Genomic DNA, 20,707 nt, shown 5'->3' on the forward strand with positions numbered 1-20,707 from the left:
CGTACCTGAAAACATGACCGACCCTGTAGTTCTCTTCGATGACATCAAGACCGCCGGCGGCCCGCGCTTCGGCGTCGCTACGCTCAATGCGCCGGCCTCGCTCAACTCGCTCTCTGTGGCGATGGTGCGCCTGCTCACGCCCAGACTGCGTGAATGGGCGCAGGACCCGTCCGTGGCCGGCGTGCTGCTGCAGGCCGCGGGCGAAAAGGCCTTCTGCGCCGGCGGTGACCTGCGGCAGCTCTACCAGACGCTGCGCGAATGCGGGCCCGCGCGCAACACCTATGCGGAGGACTTCTTCCGCGAGGAGTATGTGCTCGACCACCTGATCCACACCTACCCGAAGCCCCTGCTGTGCTGGGGCCACGGCATCGTGATGGGCGGCGGCGTGGGCTTGATGGCGGGCGCCTCGCACCGGGTGGTGACGCCGCAGAGCCGCGTCGCGATGCCCGAGATCAACATCGGCCTGTACCCCGACGTGGGCGGCAGCTGGTTCCTGCGGCGCATGCCGGGACGCGTGGGCCTGTTCCTGGCCTTGACCGCGGCACCGCTCAATGCGGCCGATGCGATCTTCTGCGGCCTGGCGGACCTCGTGGTGCCCCAGGACCGCAAGGCGCAATTGCTGGAAGCCATCGCGGCGACAAACTGGCACGGCGAGCCCCTGGCTGACCGGGCCACACTCTCGCGCCTGCTGGCGCACGCGGGGCAGGGTGCGGAGCACCAGCCGTCGAAAGTGCGCGAGCATTTCGACACCATCAACGAACTGATGGCCGGTGACGACCTGCTCGACATCGCGAAGCGCCTGCGCGCACTGCGGTCCGAAGACCCGTGGCTGCAGGGGGCCGCGCAGACCTTCACCAAGGGCTCGCCCAGTTCGGCCGCCGTGTCCTTCGCACTGTGGCAGCGGGTGGCCCGCATGTCGCTGGCCGAGGTGTTCCGCCTCGAATACTGGGCCTCGCTGGGCTTTTGCGCGCACAAGGACTTCGCCGAGGGCATCCGTGCGCTCCTGATCGAGAAGGACCGCAACCCGAAGTGGAATCCGGCCGCGCTCGAGGACATCACGCCGGAATTCGTCGAGGACCACTTGAGGCCGCGCGGCGAGATGCCGCCGGAGCTTGCAGCGCTCACCTAGGACGGACCCCGCCCTCTCGTCCGGTACCCGCATTCACAGGAGACAACAAATGAAGATTGCATTCATCGGCCTGGGCAACATGGGCGCCCCCATGGCCCACAACCTGCACAAGGCCGGCCACGTGCTGAGCGCCTTCGACCTCTCCGCCGAGGCCTGCACGAAGCTCGGCGCAGAGGGCGTGTCCATCGCGCCTTCCGCCGCCGACACGCTGGCCGGCGCCGAGGTAGTGATCAGCATGCTGCCCGCGAGCCAGCATGTGGAGTCGCTCTATTTCGGCAGCGAGGGTCAGCCCGGGCTGCTGGAGCGGATCGCGCCCGGCACGCTGGTGATCGACAGCAGCACCATCGCCGCGGCCACGTCGCGCAAGCTGGCGCAGGCCGGGGCGAAGCGCGGCGTCGCGGTGCTCGATGCGCCGGTCTCGGGCGGCACCGGCGGCGCGATCGCGGGAACACTGACCTTCATGGTGGGTGGCGCCGCGGCCGACCTCGAGCGGGCGCGTCCGGTGCTGGAGAAGATGGGCGCCAACATCTTCCATGCCGGCGAGGCCGGGGCGGGCCAGACCGCCAAGATCTGCAACAACATGCTGCTCGGCATCCTGATGATCGGCACGTCGGAAGCCATCGCGCTGGGCGTCGCCAACGGGCTGGATCCCAAGGTGCTCTCGGAGATCATGCGCCGCAGCTCGGGCGGCAACTGGGCGCTGGAAAAATACAACCCGCTGCCGGGCGTCATGGAGAACGCGCCGGCATCCAAGGGCTACGCGGGCGGCTTCGGCACCGACCTGATGCTCAAGGACCTCGGCCTGGCGCAGGAGAACGCAGCCGCCGTGCGCGCGGCCACGCCGCTGGGCGGGCTGGCGCGCAACCTGTACGCGGCGCACAGCCTGGCGGGGCATGGGGCGCTGGATTTCTCCAGCGTGATCAAGCTGGTGCAGAAGGCGGGCTGAAGCCAAGCCGATCGGCGCCGCCCGTGTGTGCGCGCGTGGCTGCGATGCAGGATCGCAACGCACTGGGGCGCCAACAATTGCACGTCCGGCCGCTGTTACCTGCGCGCCGCCTCCTGCGGACGGGTTCGCGCGCGTGCGAGTGCCTACGATTCGGCGTTGCGCTCGCGTCTGTCGTCCCCATGAAGCATTTCCACCGATTCCTTCGCTCCAAGCCCCGCCTGAGCCTCGCACTCGTCCTTGCCTTTGCCGCACTTGCCGGCGCAGCGGTGTTCTTTCTTCTTCGAGCTGCGCCCGCCGTCCACCAGTTGGAAGGGCCTGCACAGGCGATGCGCAGTGCGCCGCAGGCGTGGACGGCCGTCGAGAAGGACGGGTCCGAGCTGCTGCGCGATCTGCGTGCCGGACGTGTCGGCGCCGTGGGGCTCGCGCCGAACGCGCTCCTCGTCTCCACCACCGGCGGTGAACGCTACTTCGTCGTCGACGGCCGCGGCTCTTTTGCCGCGCTGGCCATCTCGCAGGCCCAGGCAACCGACGCCCACCCGTTCCAGCTTGTCGTGCTGCCGGACAGCACGGTCGGTGCACCTTCCGCGGACAGCCGTGCGCTCACGACGGCGCGCGACCTGGCCGCCATCTTCCTGCCGCTCTTGCTGGTCGCGGTCGTGGTCTACACCATGCGCGACTCGATCGGCGGCGCCGCGAAGCTGGTCGAGAAACCTGCGGATGTCGGCTTCGACGATGTGATCGGTGCCGGCGAGGCCAAGCATGCGCTGCAGGACATCGTCGATTACCTGAAGGACCCGGGACGATACCGAGCCATCGGGGCGCGGGCGCCGTGCGGCGTGCTCATGCTCGGCGGTCCCGGCGTCGGCAAGACCCTCCTGGCGAAGGCGCTGGCGGGCGAGTGCGGCGCAAACTTCATTGCCACGAACGGAAGCGAGTTCACCTCGAAGTTCTATGGCGTAGGCGTGCAAAAGGTCAAGAAACTGTTCGAAACCGCGCGCAAGAACGCGCCGTGCATCCTGTTTATCGACGAGCTCGACGGCATCTCCAAGCGCACTTCGTCGGGTGCCGGGCCGGCCGAATCGGAGAGCAACCGCATCATCAACCAGCTGTTGGTCGAGATGGACGGGTTCGAGGCCAACGAGGGCGTGATCGTGGTCGGCGCGACGAACCTGGAGGAGCATCTCGACGAGGCGCTGCTGCGCGAAGGCCGCTTCGACCGCCGCGTCCACGTCAAGCTGCCGGACGTGCGCGACCGCTGCGCGATCTTCGGGTTGTACATCGGCAAGCTGCGCACCGAGGGCGCGATCGACCATGAGCAGCTTGCCCGTCTGACCACCGGCCTGTCGCCGGCCACCATCGCGCACATCGTCAATCACTCGGCGCTCGTGGCCGCGCGCGCGGGCCGCCGGGCCGTCGCGATGAGCCACCTGATGGAAGCCATCGAGACGACGCGCATCGGCGAGCTCAACGGCGCGCAGCGCGCGCTGGGCGAGTGCGAGCGCCGCTACATCGCCGTGCACGAGGCCGGGCATGCGCTGGTCTCGGCGGTGCTGGGCTACGGCAAGGTCGAGAAGGTCACCATCCTGCCGCGCGGCGGCGCGCTGGGGGTCACGCTCGTGACGCAGGAGGAGGACCAGACGCTGGTGCTCAAGAGCGACATGGAGAAGCACATCCAGATGCTGCTCGGCGGGCGCAACGCCGAGCTCGCCGTCTTCGACGAGGCGTCGAGCGGGGCCAGCCAGGACCTCCAGCAGGCCTCGAGGCTGGCGCTCGACATGGTGGGGCGCTACGGCTTCGCCCAGGACGGCACGCTCTTCAGCATCGGCGCGCTCCCGGCGCAGCATGCCTCCCGGCAGATCTCGGCGGCAGTACGCCAGGCCAACCAGCTGCTCGAGGCGCTGAACCTCCAGTGCCAGCATCTGCTGCGCGCACACCGCCGGGCTCTGGACGCGCTGACCGAGGAACTGCTGGCCCAAGAGACGGTGTCCGGCGAGCGGGTGCTGGAGCTCGTCGGCGCGCGTGCGTCGGTGGCGCTCGTGGCCTGAAGAAGGTGTGAGCGAGCCCGTCCTGGGCAACTGTCAAAAGACCTCGGCGAAGACATCGCCTGTCAGCCTGGCGCCAAGGACCGCGTGCTATTCTTTTTGGGATCTGGACGACTGTCCCAACAATTCTCGGCCATGGTTTCACAACGGGAAAAGCAGGCGGATCGTGTGCCGCGCACACGCGTGGACAAGTTCGCCGAGCGGCGCGCCGAGCTCGGCGAGGCCGCGTTGCACACGCTGGCCACCCTGGGCTACGCCCGCACCAGCCTGCGCGAGATCGCGCAGAACTCCGAGTTCTCGCATGGCGTGCTGCACTACTACTTCAGCGACAAGGTCGACCTGATCGTCTGCAGCGTGCGCCAGTACAAGGCGCGGTGCGTCACCCGCTACGACCGCGTGACCGCGAATGCGGCCAGCTACGACGAGATGATGGAAGGCTTCCTGCGCGACCTGGGCGACACGCTGCGCGACGAGGCCCACATGCACCGGCTGTGGTACGACCTGCGGGCGCAGGCGCTGTTCCTGGAGGCGTTCCGCGCCGACGTGGCGGCTATCGACAACAGCCTGGAGAACATGGTCCTGCGCGTCATGAGGCGCTTCTCGGAACTGGCGGAGGTGCCGCTGGCGCTGTCTCCCTCGGTGCTCTACGCCTTGTTCGACGGGCTGTTCCAGCATTACCTGCTGCGCCACTTGTCGGGCGACGAGGCTGCCGTCGAGGCGTTGCGGGCGGATGCGCGCAGCGCGATCGACACGCTGTTCCGCGTGGCCGCGCACGCCGAGTAGAGCAGGCAGGCCCTAGTAACCGAGCTGCAGCGGATTGCGCCGCGCCACGTCGCGCTGCGTCTGCTCGCGCACCGCGTTGCAATGTGGGTGCCTGGCGTACTGCGCCTTGGCGCACTGCGCCGCCTCGCAGCGCGCCGCTGCGATGAAGTTGAGATGCGCGCAACCGGGTCTCGGGTCGGCAGCACTCGGGCGCGCGACGAGCTTGCGGGACTCCTCCGTCCGCACCGTGCTCACGTCCCTGCCGCGGCGCGGCGGCGGCACCTGCACCAGTTCGCCTTGGGTGGGGCCTGGGGCGACGAGGCTCTCGGCAGGGTCCAGCGCCTCCGCGGGGCGTACCGGTTCGAGAGGCAGGAGCCTCTCGTGGTCGGCCGGCGCCAGGGGTGGGCTTGCAGCATTCACCCGGCTCGCCGGGGGCGCCGGCACGGCGACAACAACAGCGGGCGGCCCGGATGGGGGATTAGGCACCTTGCGCGTCACATAGGCATACCAGCTCACGAAAGCCGTGGTGATCACCACCGACAACACGGCGAAGCGGATCCAGAAGGCGCGCGTCTCGATCGGCAGCATCCCTGGCGTCGGAGCGCCCGGCGGCGGCGGCGCGTGCGGGGTCCGCAGCGCCTTCATGCTCTGGAGCGCGGACGGGCCGGTGGCGGCGAAGGAGGGCAGCTTCGCCGCGCAACCCTTGCAGAACTTGGCGCTCTCGCGGTTCTCGGTCCCGCACTGGTCGCAGACCACCTGCATTTCAGATCTCCCGGGCGAGCCCCCGCGCAGTCAGCAGGGCCTTGAGCCGCCGCACTTCGTGCTGAAGATCCAGGATCAGCGCCGCCGCATCGAGGCCGACGCCGAAGTCGCGCTCCAGCCGGCGCGCATCGAGCGCGCATTGCAGGTCGGCGCTGTGGAAGCACCAGTCGCCCGGACGTTCGGCCGGGCCGCGCACCTCGATGATGCCGATCTCGACGAGTTGAACGACCCAGGCGATCTCGGCGCCGCAGGCATGCGCGAGTTCGTCGGCGCGCAGCGGATGGGTGTTGCCCAGGGGAATGATGTCGAAGGATGGGCTGGCCATGGCGTCAGACTCCCAGATGGCGGCGTGGATCGAAAGGGGCTGCCTGTGCCAACTGTTCGTAGGCTTTGCGCGCGACTTCGGTCTGGGCTGGCGGCAGCGCGATCTCCAGCAGCAGGTACAGGTTGCCCGGCGGCTGGCCCGGCAGGCCGCGTTCCTTGAGCCGCAGCTTGAGGCCGTTGCGCGCGCCTGGCGGCACCGTCACCTCGACCACGCCGCCGCCGGGCGTGGGCACCTTCACCTGCGCGCCAAGCGCGGCCTCGGTCGGCGTGACCGGCAGCGTCATGTAGAGGTCGCGGCCCTCGATGCGATAGAGCTTGTGCGGCGCGATGCGCACCTCGAGGTACAGGTCGCCGGCCGGCTCGCCGCCATGGCCGGGCATGCCTTGCCCGGCGAGCCGGATGTACTGGCCGGGATGCATGCCGGGCGGGATCTTCACGGCGAGCGTGCGCGTCTTCCATTGGGGACGGCCCTGCTCGTCAAGCTCCTGCGAGCGCAGGGTGATCTCGCGCTCGGCGCCTTTCAAGGCGTCCTCGAGCGCGATCTCGATGGCCGCGTGGTGGTCCTCGCCGCGCGCCCGGTATTGGCGGCGCTGGGCGCCGCGGCGCTCGGCCGCGCCGAAGAGCGAGGAAAAGAACTCGCTGAACTCCGCATGGTCCGCCGGGCCCTGGCCCGGACCGCGGTGGAACTCGAAGCCCTCGTCCCAGCCCGGCGGCGGCTGGAAGCCCTCGCCGGGGCCCGCGCCCGCACGGCGGCCCTGCGCGACCTGGTCGGCCAGCGCATCGTAGGCGGCACGCTTCTCCTTGTCGCGCAGCACGTCGTTGGCCTCGTTGATCTCGCGCATGCGCCGGTCGGCGTCAGGTTCCTTGCTGACGTCCGGGTGGTACTTGCGCGCGAGCTTGCGGTAGGCCTTGCGGATTTCCTCTTCCGTCGCGGTGCGCTCGACGCCGAGCGCCTGGTAGTAGTCTTTGAAGTCCATGGCGGTAATGGGCGGCTTCGGGAGCCGTTCAGGCCAACGCGGCCCCACCATCCGAATGGTGCAGGAGCGGCCTCACCGTCCATGTAGGACCGCTTCGCTCGAAGCGCAAGGGCTGCGCGTTGCCGAGGACGCTGCGATCCGGCGGGATGCCAAGCGCCGCCACCAGCACGTGGAGCGAGCCGCCATGCGCCACGATCAGCACCGGCGCCGGGTGCGCCAGCGCCGCCTCCAGCGCGGCGCGCTTGCGCGCGACGAACTGGGGCAGGGTCTCGCCGCCCTCGGGTTCGCAGGCCCAGTCCAGTTCGGCGGAGGAAGTCCCGATGAGGGCGCCGAAGTTGCGCTCTCGCAGGGCCTCGAAGTGCAGAGGTGCCATGCCCAGGCCGCCGGCGACCGCATGGGCCGTGTCGAAGGCCCGCCGGGCATCGCTGCAGACCACGGTGCGGATCGGCTCGCCGGCCAGCCGCTCGGCAGCGCGCGCCGCCTGCTGCAGGCCGAGCGTGCTCAGCGGCGCGTCGACCGCCTGGAAGATCCGCTGTGCATTGCCCGCGGTCTGGCCGTGGCGCAGGAAGTAGAAGTGGTCGCAGACCGGTGCCAGCGGCCGGGCCGCGGCGAGTTCGATCAATCGGGCAAGGCCATCGTGCATGCAGGTCCTCTTTCAGCTTGGGAAGCGTGCGCGGTACCAGTCGGCCGCCTGCATGCGCGAGGCCAGGTCGAGCCGGTCGAGGATGCGCGCGACGTGGCGCTTCACGGTGTGCGGGCTCAGGTCCAGGGCCCGCGCGATCAACTTGTTGCTCTGGCCGTAGGCCAGCAATGCGAGGACCTGGAGTTCCCGCGCGCTGAGGCCTGCGTTCTGCTGGGGTGCCGAGGCAGGCGCCTTCTGCACGCCGGCCTTGAACCGCCGCGCGATCTCGATCCATCGGCGCAAGGCCGCCAGCCCTTCGGCGGGTGCGGCGCCATCCCACGAGGCGAGGGACAGCTCGCCCAGGCTCTGCGCGCCCATGACCAGGACCTGGCCCACGTTGCCGCTGGTTTCGACTCGTTCGATCAAGGGCTCCAGCGCCCTCCAGGCGGCCGCCGGCGCGCCATCGGCAAGCTCGGCGAGGGCCAGCCGTGTCCGGACCATCGCATCGAGGCAGTTGGTGTCGAGCATGGCCGTTCTTGTCACCAATGCGCGAAGCGTCGCCCGGGCCTCGGCGACGCGGCCTTCCTGAAATGCGAGATGCGCCTCGAGAGCGCGGATGAACATCTGCATGCAGGGGTTCTCCTTGCCGGCGTCCGCCTGGAGCTCAGGCAGGTACCTGCGCACGGTCGGCCAATCCCCGATGACGGCGGAGTTCCTTACGGCGATGGCAAGGAATGTGACGGACAGATCGCCGCACTGCCTCAGCGATGCTGCCTGCGCGACGATGGCATCGCAGGTCGCACGCACCGCCTCCTTGTCGTCGCAGATGACCTGGTACATCGCGTTCAGCGAGAGCAGACGAATGCGCAAGCCTGCGGGCTGGCCCAGCCAATGGGTGTCTTCCTCGATTCTTTGAAGCGCGGCCTCCATTTCGGCGGCCCGGCCTTGCCAAAGAAGCAGCCACGCTTCCAGCATGTCCGCGGTGGATTGCAGGGACCAGTTCCTGTCGCCCGTGGCCTCCCTGGCACCGTCGACCAGGCGCTGGATCTGCGTACTCACGCCGGGGCGGCTGATGTGCATGTTGATGCGGGGCATGCAGCGGAACCACAGCTCGGCGCTGCCCCTTCGCGTGAGCAGGTCGACCATCTTGGCAAGATGACGGCCGGGACCGTCGACCGGGCCATTCTGGGCCTCGTGCCAGAAGGCGAGCAGTTCGCCCAGCACCTCGGTTTCGAGATCCATGGGCTGTTTGCGAACGGCCTGGCTCAGCCGCAGGGCGTCGTCCACGTTGCCGCAGAAGAACTCGGCCATCGCCTGCGCAGCGCGGGCGCGCTGCGCGTCGCCGTGCCGCCCCGCGGCATCGAAGCCAGCCGCGGCATGCTCCATGTTCGACCGTACCGTGGCGTACTGGTATCGCGGCCAGGCGCACAAGCCTCGGGCATAGGCGAGCAAGGGCGAGCGGGCCTGGATGTCGGCCGGAAACTGCTCGATGATGCGAATGATCTGGGCACTTCGATCGTCGGCCAGCATGTCCGCCATCGCGTCGGCGAGGCTCTGCTCTGACTCCTCCCATGCGCCCGCGCGCAGGTACGTGAGCGTGCGGCGCAGCGGATCGGGTTCGCCCTGGGCAGCGCGGCGCAGCAGTGCCGGTACTTCCTCGGGATAGACCTGACGCAATCGCTCCTCCAGGAAATCGCGGAAGAGGTCGTGCAGGCGCAGTGTCAGTTCCTCGCCATCGAGCACGGAGCTGAACAGCCGGCGGCGCCCGACGTCTTCCAGCAGTTCGGCCGCGCGCGGGTTGCCGCTGATCTGCCTGCAGCGCGGCACCGTGAGTTCGGGAAGCACCGAGCAGCGCAGCAGAAAGGCCTGCAGTTCGCCCGGTAGCTGTTCGAGGACCTCGCTGGCCAGGTAATCGAACAGGTGCCGATTGCTGAGCCGGATGCCTTTCGGCGCCGTGATGGCCGAGTGCTCCGATGCTTCGAGGCTCAGGCTGAGCCCGGCGGCCCAGCCCTGGGTCCGCTCATGCAGGTGCCTGGCTTGCTCGGGGTCGTCGGCGCCCGTGGCATGGCGCCAGAGCTCCTGCACTTCCTTCATCGAGAAGCTCAGCGCGGCTTCGTCGAACTCGGCCAGTTCCCGCCGTGCGCGCCACCGCGCGAGCGCCAGCGGCGGCTCCACGCGCGAGGAAATCACCAGCGTCCAGTTCTGCGGCAGGCCCTCCAGCAGCTGATTCAGGAACTCGAAGACGCGCGCGTCCGCGATGGCATGCAGGTCATCCAGCACGAGCACGCCGCCGTTCGGCGTGTCCGTGGCTTCGAGTGTGTTGAGCAAGGCCGGCGCCGCCTCGCGCAGGCGGCCCTGATCCACCAGCGCAAGCAAGGCCTCGGGCGCCAGGCGCCATGGTGGATCCAGCGGCTCCAGCGCCTCGATCAGGTGGGCCAGGAGCCGCTGGAGATCGTCGTCCTCGTCGGCGGTCAGCCAGGCGACCGCACAGCCCGCGGGAAGCCGCTGCAACTGTCGCGACAAAGCGGCCGTCTTGCCGTAGCCCGCCGGCGCTACGAGAAGCACCAGCCGTCGGCTCGCCAGCGCGTCGCCGAGCTGCTGTTCGAGCTCGCTGCGTTCGATCAGGCCGCTGCGGAAACGCGGCGTCTGGATCTTGGCTCTGGCGAGGCTGGCGGACTGCATGGGGATGCCGGACTATAGCCCTGCAGAGGGGGGTGGACTCAGGTGTCGAAGCGCGTGCGGTACCACTGACCCGCCTGCATGCGCGAGGCCAGGTCGAGCCGATCGAGGATGCGTGCCACATGGCGCTTGACGGTGTGCGGGCTCAGGTCCAGCGCCCTGGCGATCAGCTTGTTGCTTTGCCCGGCAGCCAGTAAAGCGAGGACTTCGAGCTCCCGCTGGCTGAGACCCGCATTCTCCTGGGCTGCCGGGCTGCGTGGCTTCTTCTGCGCGCCGGACTTGAAGCGCCGTGCGACCTCGGTCCATTCGCGCAAGACCGCCAGTCCCTCCCTGGAAGCCGCATCTCCCCAAGAGGCGAGCGATAGCTCGTTCAGACCCTGCGCACCCGTGACCAGGACCTGGCCTACATTGCCGCTGGACACGACGCGCTCGATCAGCGGCTCCAGTGCCGCCCAAGCTGCTGCCGGTGAACCATCGGCCAGCTCGGCGAGCGCAAGCCAAGTCCGCACCATGGCATCGAGGAACATCGTGTCGAACTCGGCAGACTTTGCGGCAAGCTCGCGAAGCGTCTTCAGCGCCTCGCCGGCGCGCCCTTCCTGGAATGCGAGCTGCGCCTCGATGCTGCGCAGGAACATCCGCATGCAGGGGCTCTCATGGCCGACCTGGACCGCGAGGGCAGGCAAGTGCATTCGCACGGCCGGCCAGTCCCCGATGGCGGCAGAGGCCCTCACGACGATGGAAAGGTATTGCAAAGGCAGATCGCTGGACGGGTCCAGCAATGCAGCATGCGCGGCCATGGTGTCACGGGTCTCGCGGACAGCGTCCGTGTCGTCGCAGATCAACTGATAGTTGACCTTCAGCGTCAGCAGCCGAACATGCAAACCAGCGGGCTGGCCCAGCCACTGCGCATCTTCTTCTATGTTCTGGAACGCGACCTCCAGTTCGGCGATCCTGCCTTGCCAGAGATGCAGCCAGGCGTCCATGAGGTTCGCGTTGGCATGCAGGGACCACTGGCCGTCCCCCATGGAGGCCCTGGCGCCGTCGACCATGCGCCGAATCTGCTCGCTCACCTGGGGGCGGCTGCTGAACATGTTCACGCGGGGCATGCAGCGAAACCACAGTTCGGCGCTGTGCCCTTGTTCCAGCAGGTCGATCGTCCTGGCAAGGTGATGGCCGGGTCCGTCGACCGGCCCGTGATGGCCCTCGTACCAGAAGTCGAACAGTTCGCCGAGCGTCTCGGTCTCGAGATCCATGGATCGGGAGCGAACCGTCTGGCTCAGGCACCGGGCCTGCGCCATGTGGCCGCAGAAGAACATCGCCAGGGCCTGCATCGCCCGCGCGCGCTGCGCGTCGCCGTGCCGCCCCAGTGCATCGAAGCCGGCCGCCGCATGCTCCATATGCGACCGGACCGCGCCGTACTGGTAGCGCGGCCAGGCGCACCAGCCCCGGATATAGGCGAGCAAGGGCGAGCGCGTCTGGATGTCGGCAGGAAACTGCTCGATGATGCGAATCACCTCGGCGCCTTTGTCGGAAGCCAGCAGGTCCGCCGTCGCGTCGGCCAGGCATTGCTGGGCCTCATCCAAGGCGCCTGCGCGCAGGTACATGAGCGTGCGGCGCACGGGATCGATCTCGCCCTGCGCGGCAAGACGCAGCAGCGCCGGCACTTCGTCGGGATGGAGCCGGCGCAGGCGCTCCTCCAGGAAGTCGCGAAAGAGATCGTGCAGGCGCAGCGTCAGCTCTTCGGTGTCGAGCACCGAGCTGAACAGCCGGCGGCGTTCGATGTCCTCCAACAGCCGGGCCGACCGCGGGTTGCCGCTGATCTGCTTGCAGCGCGGCACCGTGAGTTCGGGCAGCAAGGAGCAGCGCAGCAGGAACTCCTGCAGTTCGCCCGGCAGTTCTTCGAGGACTTCGCTGGCCAGATAGTCGAACAAGCGGCGGCGGTTGTGCCGCACGCTCGTCGGCGCCGTGGCGGCCGACCTTTGCGACGCTTCGAGGCTGAGGCTGAGTCCGGCGGCCCAGCCCTGGGTCCGCTCGAGCAGGCGATCTGCCTGCTCCGGATCGTCCTCGCCCGACGCATGGCGCCACAGATCCTGCACTTCCTGCTTCGAGAAGCTCAGCGCGGCCTGGTCGAACTCGGCCACTTCGCGCCGTGCGCGCCAGCGGCCCAGCGCCAGCGGAGGCTCCACGCGCGAGGCAATCACGAGCGTCCAGTTCGGCGGCAAGCCTTCGAGCAGGTGGCCCAGGAACTCGAACACGCGGGCGTCGGCGATGGCATGAAGATCGTCGAGCACGATCACACCGTGGCCGGGCGTGTCCGTGGCTTCGAGAGTGCCGAGCAACGCGGTCGCCGTCTCGCGCAGGCGGCCCTGGGCCACCCGCTCGAACAAGGCCTCGGGCGCCAGGCGCCATGGCGGATCCAGGGGTTCCAGCGCTTCGATCAGGTGGGCGAGGAGGCGCTGGAGATCGTCGTGCGCGTCGGCGGTGACCCAGGCGATGGCATAGCCGGCATGAAGCCGCTGCAACTGGCGCGACAGTGCGGCCGTCTTGCCGTAGCCCGCAGGGGCGATGAGGAGGACCAGCCGCCGATGCGCCAGCGCATTGCCAAGGCGCTTTTCAAGCTCGCCGCGCTCGATCAGGCCGCGGCGGAAACGGGGCGTCTGGATCTTGGCTCTGGCGAAGCTGGTGGATTGCATGCGGAAAACGACTATGACATGAGGCCTGCAATGCGACAGCAGGGCCTTCGGCAGCCGGTCGAGCTGCGATGGCGGACGGCGTCAGCTGCCGACGTGTGTGCGGTACCACTCGGCCGCCTGCATTCGAGACGTCAGGTCGAGCCGGTCGAGGATGCGCGCAACATGGCGCTTCACGGTATGCGGGCTCAGGTCCAGAGCCCGTGCGATCAGCTTGTTGCTCTGGCTGTCGGCCAGCAGCGCGAGGACCTGCAGTTCCCGCTCGCTGAGGCCTGCATCGTTGACTGCCAGGGGACGCGGCCGCTCGTGCTTGCCGGCCTTGAACCGCCGCACGCTCTCGACCCATTGGCGCAAGGTTGCCAGCCCATCGCTCGATGCGGCATTGCCCCACGGCGCGAGTGATAGCTCGGTCAGGCAAGGCACGCCCGCGACCAGGACCTGGCCCACATTGCCGCTGGCGGCCACCCGCTCGATCAACGGCTCCAGCGCGCGCCAGGCGGCCGTAGGCGAGCCATCGGCGAGCTCGGCGAGCGCCAACCGTGTCCTTACCGTGGCATCGAGGCTGTTGGTGTCGAGCACGGCCGATCTGGCGACCAGCTCGCGAAGCAACGTCAAAGCCTCGCCGATGCGTCCCTCGTGCAAGGCCAGCTGGGCCTTGAAGGTGCTGAGGAACATCCGCATGCTGGGGTTCTCATGGCCGACTCCGGTGTTGAACGCCGGCAGGTGCGTGCGCACGGTCGGCCAGTCCTCGATGGCGGCGGAGGCCCTGACGGCGACGGAAAGATAGAGCAGGGGCATTTCGCCGGAGCGTTCCAGCAGGGAAACATGCTCGATGATGGCGTCGCGCGTCGCGCGCACGGCATCCTTGTCGTCGCAGCTCACGTGGTACATGACCTTCAGCGTCAGCAGCCGAATGCGCAGCCCCGGGGGCTGGCCCAGCCACCGGGAGTCTTCCTCCATCCTCTGGAATGCGGCCTCCAGCTCGGCGATCCGCCCTTGCCAGAGCAGCAGCCAGGCTTCTGTCAGGTTCGCGCTCGCCTGCAGGGACCATTGTCCGTCGCCCGCCACGGCCCTGGCGCCGTTGACCAAGCGCTGGATCTGGGCGCTCACGCGGGGGCGGCTGATGAGGATGTTGACGCGGGTAATGCAGCGAAACCAAAGCTCGGCGCTGGCCCCTTGCATCAGCAGGTCGACCACCCTGGCAAGGCGATGGCCGGGGCCATCGATCGGGCCGTGGTAGGCCTCGTACCAAAAGTTGAACAGTTCGCTGAGCGTTTCGGTATCACGGTCCATGGGCTGGGAGCGAACAGCCTGGCTCAGGCTTCGGGCGTCCGGCATCTGCCCGCAGAAGAACATGGCCAGCGCCTGCACGGCCCGCGCGCGCTGGGCGTCGCGGTTTCGTCCCAGTGCCTCGAAGCCACTTGCAGCCCGCTCCATGGCCGATCTCACCGCGCCGTATTGGTAGTGGGGCCAGGCACACAGGCCGCGCACATAGGCCAGCGAGGGCGATGTGGCCTGGATGTCGGCAGGAAACTGCTCGATGAGACGAATCACCTGGGCACCCTCGTCGCAGGCCAGCATGTTTGCGGTGGCGTCGGCGAGGCTTCGCTGTGCCTCGTCCCACGCGCCTGCGCGCAGGAGGATGAGCGTGCGGCGCACAGGGTCTGCTTCACCCTGGGCGGCAAGGCGCAGCAGCGCAGGCACTTTTTCAGGATGGAGCCGGCGCAGGCGCTCCTCCAGGAAGTCGCGGAAGAGTTCGTGCAAGCGCAGTGTCAGTTCATCGCCGTCGCCCTCGAGCACGTAGGTGAACAAGCGCCGGCGCTCGATGTCTTCAAGCAGATGGGCGGCGCGCGGATTCCCGCTTATCTGCTCGCAGCGCGCTGCCGTGAGTTCGGAAAGCACCGAGCAGTGCAGCAGAAACTCCTGCAGTTCGAGCGGCAAGTCTTCGAGAACTTCGCTGGCGAGGTATTCGAACAGATGGCGTCGGTTGTGCCAGGTGCCCGCTGGCGCGCTGGTCGTCGATCTTTCGGATGCTTCGAGGCTCAGGCAGAGCCCGGCGGCCCATCCCTGGGTGCGGTCGAGCAGGCGATCCGCCTGCTCGGGGTCGTCGCGTCCGGTGGCATGGCGCCACAGGTCCTGCACTTCCTTCCTGGAGAAGCCCAGGGTGGTCTCGTCGAACTCGGCCACTTCGCGCCGCGCGCGCCAGCGCCCCAGCGCCAGCGGCGGCTCCACGCGCGATGCGATGACGAGCGTCCAGTTTTGCGGCAGGCCGTCGAGCAGGTGGCCCAGGAAGTCGAACACGCGGGCGTCCGCGACGGCATGCAGGTCGTCCAGCACGATCACGCCCTTGGTCGCGGCGGTGGCCTCGAGCACGCTGAGCAAGGCAGACGCCGCTTCCCGCAGCCGCCCTTGGGCCACCAATTCGAGCAAGGCCTCGGGCGCCAGCCGCCACGGGGGATCGAGCGGCTCCAGTGCTTCGATCAGGTGGGAGAGGAGCCGCTGGAGATCGTCTTCGTCGTCGGCGGTGAGCCAGGCAACGGCGCAGCCGGGGGGCAGCCGCTGCATTTGCCGCGACAGTGCGGCCGTCTTGCCATAGCCTGCCGGCGCGACGAGAAGAACCAGGCGCCGGGTCGCCAGGGCATCGCCGAGCTGCTCTTCGAGTTCGCTGCGCTCGATCAGCCCGCTGCGGAAGCGGGGCGTCTGGATCTTGGCTCTGGCGAGGCTGGCGGACTGCATGGGTGAATGGGACTATAGACCTGCAGACAATGGATCGCGACAGCCGCAATAGCCGTGCGACGGGGCCGCCTCAGGTGCCGAAACGTGTGCGGTACCACTGGGCCGCCTGCATGCGCGAAGCCAGGTCGAGCCGATCGAGGATGCGCGCGACATGGCGCTTGACCGTATGCGGGCTCAGATCCAGGGCCCGCGCGATCAGCTTGTTGCTCTGGCCGTCCGCGAGCAACGCGAGGACCTCGAGTTCGCGGGCACTGAGGCCTGCATCCTGGGCTGCCGAGGCACGAGGCCGCTCGTGCGAGCCGGCCTTGAACCGCCGGGCGGTCTCGACCCAATGCCGCAGGGTCGCCGATCCCTCCTTGGACGCGGCGCTCCCCCACGGGGCCAGCGACAGCTCGGTCAGGACCTGCACGCCCATGAACAGGATCTGGCCCATATTTCCGCTGGTCGTTACCCGCTCGATCAAGGGCTCCAGCGCTCGCCAGGCGGCCGTCGGTGAACCATCGGCCAGCTCGGCGAGCGCAAGCTGTGTCCGGACCGTGGCATCGAGGAAGATCGAGTCGAGAGAAGCCGATCTTGTCACCAGCTCGCGAAGCGCTGTCAGGGCTTCGCCGATGCGGCCTTCCTGAAGCGCTTGCTGTGCCTCGAAGGTTCGGATGGACAGCTGCACGCTGGGGCTGTCATGGCCAACCGCGACTTCGAAAGCCGGCAAGTGCATGCGCACGGCCGGCCAGTCCCCGATGGCGGCGGAGGCCGTCAGGACGGAGTTGAGCACCGCATGCGGCATATCGCTGGAGTGGTCCAGGAAGGCGACATGCGCCACGATGGCGTCGCGCGTCGCGCGCACGGCATCCCTGTCGTCGCAGGCCAGGTGGTACATGATCTTCGGGGTCAGCTGCCGAATGCGCAAGCCCGCGGGCTGGCCCAGCCAACGGGAGTCTTCTTCGGTCCTCTGGAACTGGGCCTCCAGCTCGGCGATCCTGCCCTGCCAGAGAAGCAGCCAGGCTTCCATCAGGTTCGCATTGGCGTGCAGGGACCAGTGGCCATCGCCGAGGGTCGCCCTGGCGCCATGGATCAGACGCCGAATCTGAGTGCTCACACCGGGGCGGCTGATGAACACGTTGACGCGGGGCATGCAGCGAAACCACAGTTCGGCGCCACCTCCCTGCATCAGCAGATCGACTACTTTGGCGAGGTGATCGCCAGGTCCGTGGACCGGCCCGTGGTGGCCTTCGTACCAGAAGTCGAGCAGCTCGCTGAGCGTCTCGATTTCGAGGTCCATGGGCCGCGCGCGAACAACCTGGCTGAGGCGCCGGGCCTCCTCCATTCGGCCACAGAAGAACATGGCCAGCGCCTGCATGGCCCGGGCGCGCTGCGCGTCGCCGTGCTGTCCGAGCGAGTCGAACCCGGCCGCGGCATGTTCCATGGCAGCGCACACCGCGCCGTACTGGTAGTGCGGCCAGGCGCACAGGCCGCGGGTATAGGCCAGGAACGGAGACCGGGCCTGGATGTCGGCAGGAAACTGCTCGATGATGCGAATCACCTGAGCGCCCTCATCGCAGGCCAGCATGTCCGGGGTCGCATCGGCCACGCTCTGCTGCGCATCGTCCCAGGCGCCCGCGCGCACGAGCATGAGCGTGCGGCGCACCGGGTCTGTTTCGCCCCGGGCGGCAAGGCGCAGCAGCGCGGGCACCTCCTCGGGATGGAGCCGGCGCAGGCGTTCCTCCAGGAAGTCGCGAAAGAGATCGTGCAGGCGCATCGTCAGTTCTTCGCTGTCGAGCACGGAGACAAACAGCCGCCGGCGCTCGATGTCCTCCAGCAACCGGGCGGCGCACGGATTGCCGCTGATCTGCTCGCAGCGCGGCACCGTGAGTTCAGCCAACAAGGAGCAGCGCAGGAGAAACGCCTGCAGTTCGCCTGGGAGTTGTTCGAGGACTTCGCTGGCCAGGTACTCGAACAGGTGGCGGCGGTTGTGCCAGATGCCCTTCGGGGCCGTCGCAGCCAATCTTCGCGACGCTTCAAGGCTCAGGCTCAGTCCGGCGACCCAGCCCTGGGTGCGCTCGAGCAGGCGGTCGGCCTGCTCGGGGTTGTCCTCGCCCGTCGCATGGCGCCACAGATCCTGCACTTCCCGCCTGGAGAAGCTCAGGGCCGTCTCGTCGAACTCGGCGATTTCGCGCCGCGCGCGCCAGCGCCCCAGCGCCAGTGGCGGCTCCACGCGCGTCGCAATGGCGAGCGTCCAGTTCTGGGGCAAGCCTTCGAGCACGTGGCCCAGGAATTCGAACACGCGGGCGTCCGCGACGGCATGCAGGTCGTCCAGCACGATCACGCCGTTGGCCGTTTCGGTGGCTTCGAGCGCGCCTAGCAATGCGGACGCGGCCTCGCGCTGCCGGCCCTGGGCCACCAGCTCGAACAAGGCCTCGGGGGCCAGGCGCCACGGCGGATCGAGGGGTTCCAGCGCTTCGATCAGATGCGAGAGCAGCCGCTGCAGATCGTCTTCTTCGTCCGCGGTGAGCCAGGCGACGGCGCAGCCTGCAGGAAGCCGTTGCAGCTGGCGCGACAGCGCGGCCGTCTTGCCGTAGCCGGCGGGCGCCACGAGCAGGACCAGGCGTCGGTTCGTCAGTGCATCGCCGAGGTGCTGTTCCAGATCCTCGCGCTCGATGAGTCCGCCCCGGAACCGGGGCGCCTGGATCTTGGCTCTGGAAAGGCTGATGGACTGCATGCGAATCCGGACTATAGGCCTGTGACACCGCCGTGCAACGGCGGGGCAGCCGGCGCCGGCCAATGAGCCGTAGCAGGCCCTACAGCAGCCACTCGATCGGCAGCAGCGACAGGAAGTCGACCCACAGGCGCCGAAGTCCGCCGGTATCGGGCTCGCTGCGGTAGCGTGTCTCGCCGTCGGGGCCTCGGTCGATCCACTCCATGCCGCCGCCCTGGGGCAGGCGCACCTCGTAGGCCAATGTCGGCACCGCCTGGTCGATCTCCACCCCTAGCCGCCGCGCGAGGGTGGGGCTGTCGATCACCACGCCCATCTCGGTGTTGAGGTGCACCGAGCGCGGATCGAGGTTGAGCGAGCCGACGAAGATGCGCCTGCGATCCACCGCGAAGGTCTTGGCATGCAGGCTCGCGGCCGAGCTGCCACCGGGGTTGCGGCGTTTTTCCTCCTCCGGCCGCGGCGGCGGCGCAGCGCTCGGCTTGAGCTCGTAGAGGACGACGCCGGCGGCCAGCAGGCCCTTGCGGTAGCGGGCATAGCCGGCATGCACCGCGGCCACGTCGGTTGCGGCCAGCGAGTTGGTCAGAACGCGCACCGCCACGCCGCGCCGGGCCAGCGCGGCGAGTTCCTGCGCGCCCTCCGCGCCGGGCACGAAGTAGGGCGACACCAGGTCGAGCTCGCGCCGGGGTTCGCCCATTGCCACCCTGAGCAGGGGGAACATGAGCTGCTGCGCGCGCCCGTCGGACGCCTGCACCTTCGACGGCAGATCGCTCACCACGTGCGCATCGGCCCACTCGAAGGGCAGGCGGCGCGCGGCGACCTCCCGCATCAGCGGCGTCTGGCGCACGGCCTCCAGGTAGAGCTGCGTCTGCGGCTGCTCGCGCAGGCCGGTCCACCTCGCGCGCAGTTGCGCTGTCGCGTCGGGCGGCGGCTGGCCGAGCAGAGCAGCAACAGGATAGGCGGCCTCGCTGTTCCAGTACAGGTCGAACTGGCGCGAGACCTCGCGCACCACCGGACCGACCGTGACGACATCGAGGTCCTGGAAGCCGAGCAACTGGTCGGCCCCGTAGTATTCGTCGCCCACGTTGCGGCCGCCGACGATGGCGACCTGGTTGTCCGCCGTGAAGGACTTGTTGTGCATCCGGCGGTTGACGCGCGAGAAGTCCAGCGCGAAGTCGCCGGCCCTGAGGCTGCGGTTGGCGAAGGGATTGAAGAGCCGGACCTCGAGCTTCGGATGCGCATCGAGCACGGCCAGCGTGCCGTCCAATCCGCTGGTGTTGTTGTCGTCGAGCAGCAGCCGCACGCGCACGCCGCGCTCGGCGGCCGCCCAGGCGGCCTCTAACAGCAACTGCCCCGTGGTGTCGCCGCGCCAGATGTAGTACTGCATGTCCAGGCTGCGCTCGGCCGCCTGGGCCAGCGCCATGCGCGCCGCGAAAGCCTCGCCTGCATCGATCAGCGGCAGGATTCCGGTGAGCCCCGGATGCGCCATCAACTCCGGCGCCAGGGCCCGGCCGAGGAGGGTGTCGTCGGTGCTGGTGAAGGCGGACGAGGGCGCGCGCTGGACCGTGGCCGGCAGCGTCGCGCAGGCTGCGAGGACGAGTGCCAGCGAAAGTGCAAGGAAGGCGCGCAGGGGTCGCATGCCGGGAGGGTAACCGGCCTGCAGGGCGTGCAGATTCCTACAGCTTCGGAATCCGCAGCGTCTTGCTGATCATCAGCGTTCCCGAGAGCGCGAAGAGCAGGGTCAGCGGGTGCAGCACCCACGGCCCGAGCATCCATGCCCCGCCCCACACCGCCTCCCCGAGGCGGCCCTGCCAGGCGGCCCAGGCCAGCACGCCGACCAGCACCACGCTGGTCGGGATCGGCGTGCCCTCGAAGTACTTGACCTTGTCGCCGCCGCCCGAGAGTGACTCGGCCGTGACGTTGTAGCGCGCGAGCCGGCTCACGCCGCAGCAGACGAAGTAGGTGAGGATCAGGCAGTCCCAGCCGCCGTCCAGCCCGGCCGCGAAGCCGAGCGCGGCGGGCGCCACGCCGAAGGAGATGACGTCGGCCAGCGAGTCGAGCTCGCGCCCGAGGGCCGACTGCGTCTGCCGCCAGCGCGCGATGCGGCCGTCGAACACGTCGAAGACGAAGGCGGCGGGCGCCAGCGCCGCCGCCCAGAGGAAAAGCGCGAGTTGCTGGCTCCCGATGTAGGCCATCGAGAGGAACACGACGCCGACGCCGCAGGCCGCGTTGCCGAGCGTGAAGAAGTCGGCCAGGTGGAAACCGCGGATCATCGAGAAGTGCTTGCGGGGCCGCGCCGCGACCGGGGAAGGAGTGGACATGTCTGCGCCT

General features: G+C 68.8%; 14 protein-coding genes. 4 read left to right on the top strand and 10 right to left on the bottom strand.

Features of this window, described 5'->3' with window-relative positions; translation table 11 throughout:
- Positions 1 to 13: 13 nt before the first annotated feature.
- The 4 genes from E5P3_RS14970 (at position 14) to E5P3_RS14985 (ending at position 4,900) form a co-directional block, all read left to right on the top strand.
- Positions 14 to 1,129, top strand: a complete 1,116-nt coding sequence (locus E5P3_RS14970) for an enoyl-CoA hydratase/isomerase family protein (RefSeq protein WP_162586714.1) — start codon at positions 14 to 16, stop codon at positions 1,127 to 1,129.
- Positions 1,130 to 1,178: 49 nt separating this feature from the next.
- Complete coding sequence (gene mmsB / locus E5P3_RS14975; protein ID WP_162586715.1) at positions 1,179 to 2,075, top strand: 3-hydroxyisobutyrate dehydrogenase; 897 nt, start codon at positions 1,179 to 1,181, stop codon at positions 2,073 to 2,075.
- Between the two features lie 179 nt (positions 2,076 to 2,254).
- Entirely contained in the window at positions 2,255 to 4,120 is a 1,866-nt protein-coding gene (locus E5P3_RS14980; RefSeq protein WP_162586716.1) for an AAA family ATPase, read from the top strand.
- A gap of 132 nt (positions 4,121 to 4,252) precedes the next feature.
- Entirely contained in the window at positions 4,253 to 4,900 is a 648-nt protein-coding gene (locus E5P3_RS14985; RefSeq protein WP_162586717.1) for a TetR/AcrR family transcriptional regulator, read from the top strand.
- 12 nt (positions 4,901 to 4,912) lie between these two features.
- Here E5P3_RS14985 and E5P3_RS14990 read toward each other — a convergent pair whose 3' ends face one another.
- The 10 genes from E5P3_RS14990 to E5P3_RS15035 form a co-directional block, all read right to left on the bottom strand.
- The gene (locus tag E5P3_RS14990) at positions 4,913 to 5,641 is read right to left on the bottom strand and encodes a zinc ribbon domain-containing protein (RefSeq protein WP_162586718.1); all 729 of its coding nucleotides are present in this window, start codon (positions 5,639 to 5,641) and stop codon (positions 4,913 to 4,915) included.
- 1 nt (position 5,642) lies between these two features.
- Positions 5,643 to 5,966, bottom strand: coding sequence for a chaperone modulator CbpM (locus E5P3_RS14995; RefSeq protein ID WP_162586719.1), 324 nt, complete (start codon positions 5,964 to 5,966; stop codon positions 5,643 to 5,645).
- 4 nt (positions 5,967 to 5,970) lie between these two features.
- Complete coding sequence (locus E5P3_RS15000) at positions 5,971 to 6,942, bottom strand: DnaJ C-terminal domain-containing protein (RefSeq protein ID WP_162586720.1); 972 nt, start codon at positions 6,940 to 6,942, stop codon at positions 5,971 to 5,973.
- Positions 6,943 to 6,970: 28 nt separating this feature from the next.
- A complete protein-coding gene (locus tag E5P3_RS15005; RefSeq protein WP_162586721.1) occupies positions 6,971 to 7,585 on the bottom strand; it encodes a histidine phosphatase family protein in 615 nt (204 codons plus the stop codon).
- 12 nt (positions 7,586 to 7,597) lie between these two features.
- Positions 7,598 to 10,246 carry a LuxR C-terminal-related transcriptional regulator gene (locus E5P3_RS15010; RefSeq protein ID WP_162586722.1) on the bottom strand — a complete coding sequence of 883 codons (2,649 nt, stop codon included), beginning with the start codon at positions 10,244 to 10,246 and terminating at the stop codon, positions 7,598 to 7,600.
- Positions 10,247 to 10,284: 38 nt separating this feature from the next.
- Positions 10,285 to 12,936: a helix-turn-helix transcriptional regulator gene (locus E5P3_RS15015; protein WP_162586723.1), complete on the bottom strand. Its 2,652-nt coding sequence runs from the start codon at positions 12,934 to 12,936 to the stop codon at positions 10,285 to 10,287.
- 81 nt (positions 12,937 to 13,017) lie between these two features.
- Positions 13,018 to 15,669 (bottom strand): LuxR C-terminal-related transcriptional regulator, encoded by a 2,652-nt coding sequence (locus tag E5P3_RS15020; protein ID WP_162586724.1) that lies wholly within the window; start codon positions 15,667 to 15,669, stop codon positions 13,018 to 13,020.
- Between the two features lie 70 nt (positions 15,670 to 15,739).
- Positions 15,740 to 18,448, bottom strand: a complete 2,709-nt coding sequence (locus E5P3_RS15025) for a helix-turn-helix transcriptional regulator (protein WP_162586725.1) — start codon at positions 18,446 to 18,448, stop codon at positions 15,740 to 15,742.
- Between the two features lie 16 nt (positions 18,449 to 18,464).
- Positions 18,465 to 20,015 carry a phospholipase D family protein gene (locus E5P3_RS15030; protein ID WP_162586726.1) on the bottom strand — a complete coding sequence of 517 codons (1,551 nt, stop codon included), beginning with the start codon at positions 20,013 to 20,015 and terminating at the stop codon, positions 18,465 to 18,467.
- A gap of 37 nt (positions 20,016 to 20,052) precedes the next feature.
- Positions 20,053 to 20,697: a CDP-alcohol phosphatidyltransferase family protein gene (locus E5P3_RS15035; RefSeq protein WP_162586727.1), complete on the bottom strand. Its 645-nt coding sequence runs from the start codon at positions 20,695 to 20,697 to the stop codon at positions 20,053 to 20,055.
- Positions 20,698 to 20,707: the final 10 nt, after the last annotated feature.

This window comes from Variovorax sp. RA8 (genome assembly GCF_901827175.1).
Classification (GTDB): Bacteria; Pseudomonadota; Gammaproteobacteria; order Burkholderiales; family Burkholderiaceae_C; genus Variovorax.